The organism is Streptococcus infantis (assembly GCF_001579645.1).
Taxonomy (GTDB): domain Bacteria; phylum Bacillota; class Bacilli; order Lactobacillales; family Streptococcaceae; genus Streptococcus; species Streptococcus infantis_E.
In genome coordinates this window covers 400,975-411,312 of sequence record NZ_KQ970818.1, presented here as the reverse complement: position 1 = coordinate 411,312, position 10,338 = coordinate 400,975, and the positions used below count along the sequence as shown (strand labels likewise).

The window sequence follows — 10,338 nt, the reverse complement described above, 5'->3', positions numbered from 1 at the left end:
AAGTAAAATCCGATTATTTGCTAAACCTGAAACGATTTTCAGATCCCCTTATTTCTAAATGAATAGCTATAAAAAAGGAAACTTCATCGAAAAAGTTAGACCAATTTTGACCAACTTTTCAATAAAGTTTCCATGCATTTTTATACTATTTTTACGTTTTTTATTGTTGTAAAACTTTTCGAGGTTTGGTTCCTTCTGCTGGCCCAATAACCCCAGCCATCTCCAGTTCTTCCATCAATCGAGTTGCTCGGTTAAAACCAACTGATAATCGACGCTGAATCATGGAAGCACTAGCTTTTTGGGTTTCAATAACCAGAGCCTTGGCTTCTTCAAATAGCGGATCTCCACCATCTTCACCCGAAGCAGTCTCTCCTTCTGTCTCAGAAACCTCTCCGGGATCAAAACTTTCATCATAATCAGCATCTGCTTGGGCCTTAATGAAGTTTACGATGCGTTCGACATCATCATCTGAGATAAAGGAACCTTGCAAGCGAACAGGATGGTTTTCATCAATTGGTTTAAAGAGCATGTCCCCTCGACCCAAGAGTTTCTCAGCACCATTTTCATCCAAAATAGTCCGGGAATCCGTTCCTGAAGAAACAGCAAAGGCTACACGGGACGGAACATTAGCCTTAATCAAACCAGAGATAACATCTACTGAAGGACGCTGAGTTGCAAGAATCATATGGATACCAGCCGCACGCGCCTTTTGCCCAAGACGGATAATAGCATCTTCCACTTCCTTGCTGGCAACCATCATCAAATCTGCCAATTCATCGACAATCACGACGATTAAAGGTAGAGGTACTTGCTTGTATTCAGACTGAGTATTGAATTCCTCAACTTTAGCATTAAAACCAGCAATATTTCGAACTCCAATCTTGGCAAAGAGCTCATAACGGTTTTCCATCTCATCTACGACTTTTTGAAGAGCCTTACTTGCTTTACGAGGATTGGTCACAACTGGAATCAAGAGATGGGGAATATCGTTGTAGACCGACAACTCAACCATCTTAGGATCCACCATCATAAATTTGACTTGGTCTGGGCGAGCCTTCATCAGAATACTTGCGATGATCCCATTAACCGCAACAGATTTACCAGAACCTGTAGAGCCGGCCACTAGCAAGTGAGGCATTTTAGCCAAGTCAAAGCTACGAGCTGTTCCGTTAACGGCTTTCCCAAGAGGAATTTCTAGAAGACTTTCAGGCTTAGTCTGAGACTGTTCCCAGAGTTCTCGGAAAGATACGGTCGCAATTTCAGAGTTAGGCACTTCAATCCCGACAAGAGATTTCCCAGGAATTGGGGCTTCGATACGAACATCCTTGGCAGCTAGAGCTAAGGCCAGGTCATCCGCTAGATTGGAAATACGATTGACCCGCACACCGACGGCTGGCTTAACTTCGTACTTGGTGACTGATGGGCCAATTTCAGCACGTTCAACCGTTACCTTGATACCAAAACTTGCAAAGGTTTCTTCCAAGATTTTAATATTCTCTCGAACAATCTTCTTTTCCTTGGACTGGTCTTTAGGTTTATCAGGTGCGAAGAGTTGCAAGCTTGGGAGCTTATATTCCAAGGCCTTTTTAGCAGAAAAATCTACTTCAATATCTTCATCCTCTAAGAACTCATCTTCTTCTGGAATATCATCTGCTTCAGGATAATCATAGTCCGCTTGTGGGAGTATAATCTCAGGTTCCACCCATTCTTCCTCTGGAAGGGGCGGTAGATCATCAAAGTGAACAGGAGGAGCTTCTAAAATCTCGCCAGTTTCCATATCAACAGGAGGTATATCCAACATGGCTTGCTCTGCCTGTTCTTTTTCTAGTCTCTCCTGCTCCTCTACTTCCTTACGAGCTTTTTCTTCTTCTCGTTTAATGAAGCGTTCTTGCTTCTTCTGCTCACGTCGCTCCATCCAAAGTGCAAAACGCTCTCCAAGGAAATCAGCGATATCATAGACAGACCAGGGACTGACTAAAAGAGCACCGATTAAGATTAAGATGGCTCCGATAAAATAAGTGCCAATATTTGAAAAGAGAAATGCGACTGGAATGTAGAGAGCAACACCTAAAAGCCCTCCTCCAGCAAAGCTAGTCACACGAAAGCCTGTCAAATCTGTCAAAACTTGAGATAAAGTTCCCTTAAAGACAGACTGCTCGATGCCATATTTCCATACTAGATAAGCTTCAAAAATCAGCAATAAGCCTGAAAAAATGCAAAGAAAACCTGAGATCAGACCTTCTTGTTTTCGAATCCATTTGAAGAAAAAAAGATAGACTAGAACGACAAGAATAACCAGATAAGCCAGACTTCCTACTAGTAATCGAATAAGGTTATAGAGGGTAAGTCCCACTGCTCCTAATTTCAGAGCAGCGAACATTAAGCAAAAAGCTATAACTAAGGAAATTAACATCCGTTGGATAGCTTGCTTTCTTTCTAATTCAGCCTTTGACGGTCTCCGTCTTGTTTTACTTGTATTTTTGTTTGCCATTCTTCTATTATACCATATTTCAGAAACATCTAGAGAAATCAAAAAAATGACTGCCCACTTTCGTGTTCAGTCATTTGAATGTATTTGTAATTATTTTTCTAAAGGTTTACGAAGGTAACCATAAACTACACCACTAACAAGTGCTCCAATCAAGACAAAGACAAGGTAAAGAAGGGCATTTGTTGTAAGGGCGATAACGAAGATTCCTCCGTGAGGTGCCATAAGTTTGATACCTGCAAGACCAACAAGTCCACCTGCCACTGCTGAACCAAGGATAAAGCTTGGGATAGCACGAGCTGGATCAGCCGCACCAAATGGAATCGCACCTTCAGTGATGAATGACAATCCCATGACGATGTTCGTCAAACCTGAGTTGCGTTCTTCTTTTGTGAATTTATCTTTAAAGAGAAGAGTTGCGACAAAGATTGCAAGTGGTGGAACCATTCCTCCAGCCATAACCGCTGCCATGGCTACTGAACCACCTGTTGACACTGTTGCTGCAAGAGTACCAGTACCAAAGACATAAGCTGCTTTATTGACAGGTCCACCCATATCGACAGCCATCATACCTCCAAGAACGATACCAAGGAGGACAGCTGATCCACCTCCAAGACCGCCAAGGAAGTCGTTCATAGCAGTGTTGATTGCTGCCATTGGGATGTTAACAGCAAGCATGACAAATCCTGTCAAGACTGTTCCAAGAAGTGGCAAGAGAAGGATTGATTTAGCACCTTCAAGTGAACGTGGAACCTTCACGTATTTCTTAACTAAGAGTACCAAGGCACCAGCGATAAATCCACCAACAAGGGCTCCTAGGAAACCTGATGATACACCTGCAAGGGCTGAAGTTGCTTCACCACCTTGAGCGTAAGGGATTTTACCAAAGGCAAAACCTTCTTTGGCAATAGCTCCAGCTACGAAACCTGCTACCAAACCTGGTTTTTCAGCGATTGAGTAAGCAACATATCCTGCAAATACTGGAAGCATCAAACCAAAGGCTGCACCACCGATTTTCATGAACATAGAAGCGAGCTCATGATAAGAACCAAGATTTCCGAGGCTATCGTTTGGCACACCCATAGCACCATCAATCAAGAAGGCAAGAGCAATCATGATACCACCACCGATAACGAATGGCAACATTTGAGATACACCACTCATCAAGTGTTTGTAGAAAGCACCACCGATACTTTGTTTTTCGTTAGACGCTGTTGAAGCTTTTGCTCCGTTAGCAGCATGATAAACTTCAGCATTTCCAGAAAGAGCCAAGTTGATCAACTCTTCTGTCTTACGAATACCATCTGCAACTGGACGATTTACCAATGGTTTGCCATCGAAACGATCCATTTCAACTGCCTTATCTGCTGCGATAATAACAGCTTTAGCCTTACGGATATCTTCTGCTGTCAATTGGTTACCAACACCGCTGGCACCATTTGTTTCAACCTTGATACCAACCCCCATTTCAGCAGCCACTTTTTGAAGAGCTTCTTGAGCCATGTAAGTGTGGGCAATCCCTGTTGTACAAGCTGTAACTGCTACAATGAAGTCATCAGAGTCATTTGCAGGAGCTTGAGCTGGTTCCTCAGCTTTTTCTGAAGCTTGATCAAAGAGTTCGATGACTTGATCAGCTGATGTCGCTTGACGAAGTTTGTCAGCAAAGCCGTCTTTCATCAAGTATTGAGACAATTCTGCCAAGGCAGCCAAGTGAGTATCATTTGCACCTTCTGGAGCAGCAATCATAAAGAAGAGGTCAGTTGGTTGTCCATCTAAACTTTCGTAGTCAACACCCTTGTTTGACTTAGCAAAGAGAACAGTTGCTTCTTTAACAGCAGCATTTTTGCTGTGTGGCATTGCAATACCATCACCCAAACCTGTAGAAGTCAAAGCTTCACGCGCCAAGATTCCTTCTTTAAAGGTTTCAAAATCTGTCACGTATCCGTGTTCAACCAAGCTATGAATCATTTCTTCGATAGCTGCTGTTTTTTCAGTTGCTTGCAAATCAAGCAACATGACATCTTTTCTCAATAAATCCTGAATTTTCATCTTTTTTCTACCTCAACTTTTTCATAAGTTTCTTTAATAAATGCTGCAGTTGCCAAGTCATCAGAGAAGGTAGTTGCTGTTCCACAAGCCACTCCCCATTTGAAGGCTTCTACTGCGTCTTTTGATTTGACAAACTCACCTGTAAATCCAGCAACCATAGAGTCACCAGCACCTACTGAGTTTTTCACGGTTCCCTTAATCGGTTTTGCAAAGTATGCTCCATCTGATGTTACCAGAAGGGCTCCATCTCCAGCCATAGAGATAATAACGTTTTGAGCACCTTTAGCCAACAATTCTCGAGCGTATTTTTCAATCTCATCTAAACTTTCGAGCTTGACTCCAAAGATAGCTCCGAGTTCATGATTGTTTGGTTTAACTAGAAGAGGTTGATAATCCAAACTATCGATTAAGGTCTGACCTTCAAAGTCACAGACCACTTGAGCACCCGTTTGACGAGTCAAGGCAATCAAATCCTTATAGATGACATTGCCTAAGTTTTTAGCGCTTGAACCAGCAAATACCACTGTATCTTCTGCTGTTAGACTTGAAAGAATAGCTTTTAATTCTTCAAGCTGTTCTGGCTCAACAGTAGGACCAGTTCCGTTGATTTCAGTTTCTTGATCCGCTTTAATCTTGACGTTGATACGCGTATCTTCTGCTACTTGAACAAATCGCGTTTCAATTTGTTCTTCAGCTAAAGTATCTGTGATAAATTTACCAGTAAAACCTCCGATAAATCCAGTCGCTGTATTTGGAATATCCAAGCGTTTCAAGACACGGCTAACATTGATTCCCTTACCACCAGCAAACTTATCATCACTATCCATACGATTAACACTACCAACTTCCACTTTATCCAGACGGACAATATAGTCAATAGATGGATTTAGCGTGACTGTATAAATCATACTTCGATAACCTCCGTTTTTTCTTTGATAGCTGGCAAGAGTTCGTGACCCTTGCTTGTAATAACAATTGCTCGTTTTATAGGCGCGACCTTAGCGAAACAAGACTGACCAACCTTAGACGAATCCGCCAAAATATAAGTTTGTTTGGCATTTTCTAAGATAGCACGCTTGACAGCTCCCTCCTCCATATCTGGAGTTGTATAATAACCTTCGTCCACACCATTCATTCCGATAAAGGCACGGTCAAAGTGTAATTGGTTAATCTGATTAAGCGCGACACCACCGATGCTGGCATCAGTCGTCATCTTAACCCCACCGCCAATAATAACTGTTGGGATTTGCTTATCCACTAATTGGACCGCATGGTGAATGGAGTTGGTTACAACAGTAATGTCTTTTCGCTCCAATTCCTTAATGAGAAAGGCTGTCGTACTTCCTGCATCCACAAAGATAACATCTTTTTCTTTGATGAGGGAAGCTGCTTTCTGCGCAATCAATTTTTTCTCTTGAAGGTTTTTGACAGATTTTTCTTGAATGGTTTCTTCTTCTTGCAAGGAGTGAGGCAACTCTGCTCCTCCATGAACTCGGCGAAGTTTATTTTCCGATTCCAATTCATCTAAATCTCGTCTAACCGTTGATTCTGACGTGTCTAACAAACCTACTAATTTCTCTAGAGAAACGACTTTATGTTTGCCCAGCTCCTCTAAAATCAATTTTTTTCTCTCGGTTTTTAGCACTTACTCACCTCCTGTTAACGATTACAATAATCATTCTACCACAAAAAAAATCAAAGTCAAGCACTTTTTGTCACTTTCTTTCATTTTCTATCGTTTTGCCAATTGTTTGAATTTTATTTGCAAGATAATTCCCTTTATGATAAACTATTTTAGTAAGTATTGGAAGATTACTCAAGAGGCTTAAGAGGCCGTGTTGGAAACGCGGTAGGCGTGTGAAAGCGTGCGTGGGTTCGAATCCCATGTCTTCCGTTGCTATAGTGTAGCTGCATCTTGATGCAGCTTTTTATAATGGATTATCGTCTATCAAAGATTTGAATTGCAAAAAATCACCCAAGAGTTAACTCTCGGGTGATTTTTTTCTACTTCATGTTAAAAGATCTTAAAAAATATCAAACAGCAATTTCACATTGAGAACAGTTAAGATAATGGAAACAATATAACCAAGGATGGTATTCCATTTGGCATTGGTAAATTCTCCCATCAGTGATTTTTTTGAAGTAAGATAAATCAAGGGGAAGATTGAAAATGGAAGAGCGATTGAAAGAAAGACCTGCGAATAAACCAATAACTGATCCAAGGTTTTTTCCTGATGACCAAACAAAACTGCTACTATCATGACAGGTAGTAAGGCAAAGAGACGAGTCGCCAAACGAATGAACCACTGAGGCAATCGCATATGTAAGAAACCTTCCATAACGATTTGCCCTGTCAAGGTACCTGTGATAGTCGAATTCTGACCACTTGCTAATAGGGCCAAGGCAAACAAGGTTGATAGGGTTGAGCTAGCTATAGCTCCCGCAATGGTTGAATCCTGCAAGGCGTTATACATTTGTGAAAAGGCAGAAATCTCAGATGCATGTCCAAAAAAGAGTGCTGCTCCTAAGATCAAAAGAAGGGAGTTAACCACAAAGGCCAAGGATAACTGGAGATTAGAATCCCAGGTCATAAAACGAACGGCTTTTCGCACATCATTCTTGTCCTTATGATTGATTTTCCGAGTCTGAGACAAGGAAGAATGTAAATAGAGGTTATGGGGCATCACTGTCGCACCCACAATCCCCAGCGCCAAGGTTAATTGACTTTCATGTCCAGGCAGAGGACTCTCAAACAAGGTTGCATTTGGTAGATAACCCTCAACGATTCCTTGGAAGCTTGGATGTGACAAAGCTACTAGATAGGTAAAGATTGCTAGAATCGTTAAAATCAGCGTTGTCACGATAGCTTCTATCTTCTTAAAGCCAAACTTCATAAGAAGCAATAAGAGAAAGACATCCAAAACTGTCAAGAGGATGGCTATCATAATCGGAATCTTAAAGAGAAGATTTAGAGCAATAGCTGAACCTAGAACTTCTGCCAAATCTGTCGCCATCAAGGCCAATTCCAAAATCACCCATAGACTATAACGAAGCCATTTTGGTGAGTGATGAGCTGTCGCCTGAGCCAAGTCCATCTGGGTTACAATTCCAAGTTTTCCAGCCATCTGCTGAAGCTGCATGGCAATAAGCGATGAAATCAGGATGACAAACAAGAGACTGTACTTATAGGAAGCACCACCGACTACACTAGTTATCCAGTTTCCTGGATCCATATAACCAACTGCGACAAGAGCACCCGGACCTAAAAAGGCCTTTAAATTTTGCCAGAAATGATTGTTATTTGGAGTATCGATAGATTGATTAATCTCAGAGAGTGACACTTTTTTATGAGAAGACATAGATACTTACCTCTTTCTAAACCTACTTTTTCATTATTTTCTATTAGAGAAAAATAAGATTGACTTTAAACTATTAAAACAATGAAAACTATATGAAAAACATTTAGTTTTTTCATTATTTTTCTTAAGGTACCTTAATTATAAAAAATATGATAAAAACTTAAGAAAATTCAACAAAATTTTAGGGAAAGTCAGAATAAGTCTACTCATTAACGATAATGATAAATCTATTGATAAACTTTGACATTTAATAGTGAACTGTAACTATTATTTCTAACTCGATTTCTCTATAAAAGAGGAAAAACCAGCGTCTTTTGACGCTGGATAAAAGCTACTTAGATTATTTAACAAGAAACTAAATTGCTTCTGTAACGAAGCTACGGCTTTCAAGTACCTTAAGCATAGCATCCGCTGTATCTAGGGCTGTAAAGAGTGGTACACCATGTTCGATAGCTGAACGGCGGATTTGTTCACCATCTTCATCAGCAGTTCGCTTAGTACCAACTGTGTTGATGATAGCTTGGATTTTCCCTTTACGAACATAGCTTGGGATATCATGTTCACCATCACCAATCTTACCAACGAGTTGAGCCTTCAAGCCATGATTTGCAAAGAAAGCTGCTGTTCCTTGAGTCGCAAGGATACCATAACCAATATTTTGGAAACGACGAGCCAAATCCAAAGCTTCTTCCTTGGCATCATCAGCGATAGTAAAGACAACATTTCCAAAGGTTGGCAAGTGAAGATAAGAAGCTTCAAAGGCCTTGTAGAGGGCTTTTTCAAGAGTCGTATCAGAACCCATAACTTCCCCTGTTGACTTCATTTCAGGACCGAGCAAGCTGTCTACTTTCGCTAGCTTGGTAAATGAGAAGACTGGCGCCTTGATATGAACACGACTGCTTTCTGGATAAAGTCCATCCTGATAACCAAGCTCTTCAAGACTTTGACCGAGAATCAACTTAGTTGCAACTTGAGCCATTGGGATATTGGTTACTTTTGATAGGAACGGTACAGTACGGCTGGCACGTGGATTGACCTCAATAACGTAGACTTTCTCATCCTTGATGACAAACTGAATGTTCATCATACCAAGACAGTTAAGGCCGATTGCTAGGCGTTTTGTGTAGTCTGCGATTGTTTCTTGAACCTTTTGAGACAAGGTTTGTGGAGGGTAAACAGCCATGGAGTCACCTGAGTGGACGCCTGCGCGTTCGATATGCTCCATGATACCTGGGATGAGGACATTTTGTCCATCTGAGATAGCATCTACTTCACACTCTTGACCGACGATATAAGAGTCTACAAGAACTGGATGATCTGGACTTGCCTTAACCGCAGTACGCATGTAAGAACGAAGATCATCTTCATTCTCAACGATTTCCATAGCACGTCCACCCAAGACATATGAAGGGCGAACAAGGACTGGGAAACCAATCTTGCGGGCTGCAAGTACTGCTTCTTCTTCGTTTGTAGCAGTCTGTCCAGGTGGCTGTGGAATATCCAAGTCTTTGAGAGCTTGTTCGAAGAGGTCACGGTCTTCGGCACGGTCTAGGTCAGCAACCTGCGTACCAAGGATAGTCACACCTGCTTTTGCTAATGGCTCAGCAAGGTTGATAGCTGTTTGACCACCAAACTGAACGATAACACCTTTTGGTTGCTCCAAATCGATGACATTCATGACATCTTCGAATGTTAATGGTTCAAAGTAAAGTTTATCCGATACAGAGAAGTCGGTCGAAACTGTCTCTGGGTTCGAGTTCATGATAATAGCTTCGTAGCCAGCAGCTTGAATTGCCTTAACAGAGTGAACAGTCGCATAGTCAAACTCAACTCCTTGACCGATACGGATTGGACCAGAACCTAGGACAAGTACAGATTCCTTATCTGACTTGATAGATTCATTTTCCCAACCATAGGTTGAATAGAAGTACGGAGTTTCTGAATCAAACTCTGCGGCACAAGTATCTACCATCTTGTAAACTGGGACAATCTTGTTTTCTAAACGAAGTTGGCGAACTTGATCAGCTGTCGTTTTCCATAGTTCAGCAATCTTACGGTCTGAAAATCCATTCAATTTTGCAGTTTTCAAAACTTCAAGATCTTGTGGATGAGAGCCCAATTCTTGCTCAATCTCAAAAATGTGTAAGAGTTTATCTAGAAAGAAGATATCAATTTTTGTGAGTTCAGCAATTTCCTCTGGTGTATAACCACGGCGAATGGCTTCTGATACGTAGAAGAGACGATCATCTTGAGCCTTGACAACTTTTTCAATCAAGGCATCATCTGAAACATCTGCAAGTTCTGGAATTTCATTGTGGTGAACTCCAATTTCTAGAGAGCGACAAGCTTTAAGGAGAGATTCCTCGATGTTCCGACCGATGGCCATAACCTCTCCAGTCGCCTTCATTTGGGTACCAAGACGACGTTCCCCTTTTCAAACTT

At 41.4% G+C, this 10,338-nt stretch carries 5 protein-coding genes, 1 tRNA gene and 1 pseudogene; 1 reads left to right on the top strand and 6 read right to left on the bottom strand.

All coding sequences use genetic code 11. The features are described 5' to 3' along the window. Window positions 1-160: 160 nt before the first annotated feature. The 4 genes from SINDD18_RS01965 to SINDD18_RS01950 all read right to left on the bottom strand — a co-directional run bounded on the left by SINDD18_RS01965 (window position 161) and on the right by SINDD18_RS01950 (window position 6,182). Window positions 161-2,491, bottom strand: a complete 2,331-nt coding sequence (locus SINDD18_RS01965; RefSeq protein WP_081108235.1) for a DNA translocase FtsK — start codon at window positions 2,489-2,491, stop codon at window positions 161-163. 90 nt (window positions 2,492-2,581) lie between these two features. Then, entirely contained in the window at window positions 2,582-4,537 is a 1,956-nt protein-coding gene (locus SINDD18_RS01960) for a PTS fructose transporter subunit IIABC (protein ID WP_061862901.1), read from the bottom strand. After that, window positions 4,534-5,445 carry a 1-phosphofructokinase gene (gene pfkB, locus SINDD18_RS01955; RefSeq protein WP_000640771.1) on the bottom strand — a complete coding sequence of 304 codons (912 nt, stop codon included), beginning with the start codon at window positions 5,443-5,445 and terminating at the stop codon, window positions 4,534-4,536. The genes SINDD18_RS01960 and pfkB overlap by 4 nt, the downstream gene beginning before the upstream one ends. Next, complete coding sequence (locus SINDD18_RS01950) at window positions 5,442-6,182, bottom strand: DeoR/GlpR family DNA-binding transcription regulator (RefSeq protein WP_061862900.1); 741 nt, start codon at window positions 6,180-6,182, stop codon at window positions 5,442-5,444. Before SINDD18_RS01950 ends, pfkB begins: the two co-directional genes overlap by 4 nt. Window positions 6,183-6,343: 161 nt before the next feature. Between SINDD18_RS01950 and SINDD18_RS01945 the strand changes: the two genes are divergently transcribed. Next, window positions 6,344-6,431, top strand: a tRNA-Ser gene (locus SINDD18_RS01945). 130 nt (window positions 6,432-6,561) lie between these two features. Here the strand turns inward: SINDD18_RS01945 and SINDD18_RS01940 are convergent. Together SINDD18_RS01940 and carB are read right to left on the bottom strand one after the other, a co-directional pair. Continuing rightward, window positions 6,562-7,896, bottom strand: coding sequence for an Nramp family divalent metal transporter (locus SINDD18_RS01940; protein WP_000094598.1), 1,335 nt, complete (start codon window positions 7,894-7,896; stop codon window positions 6,562-6,564). A gap of 355 nt (window positions 7,897-8,251) precedes the next feature. Next, window positions 8,252-10,327: pseudogene (carB, locus tag SINDD18_RS01935) on the bottom strand (carbamoyl-phosphate synthase large subunit); the annotation flags it as partial. Between the last annotated feature and the right edge of the window lie 11 nt (window positions 10,328-10,338).

What these genes read in the sequence shown, in the direction of transcription:
- SINDD18_RS01960 (WP_061862901.1), bottom strand. Translation starts at nt 4,537, where the DNA reads ATGAAAATTCAGGATTTATTGAGAAAAGATGTCATGTTGCTTGATTTG.
- SINDD18_RS01965 (WP_081108235.1), bottom strand. Translation starts at nt 2,491, where the DNA reads ATGGCAAACAAAAATACAAGTAAAACAAGACGGAGACCGTCAAAGGCT.
- pfkB (WP_000640771.1), bottom strand. Translation starts at nt 5,445, where the DNA reads ATGATTTATACAGTCACGCTAAATCCATCTATTGACTATATTGTCCGT.
- SINDD18_RS01940 (WP_000094598.1), bottom strand. Translation starts at nt 7,896, where the DNA reads ATGTCTTCTCATAAAAAAGTGTCACTCTCTGAGATTAATCAATCTATC.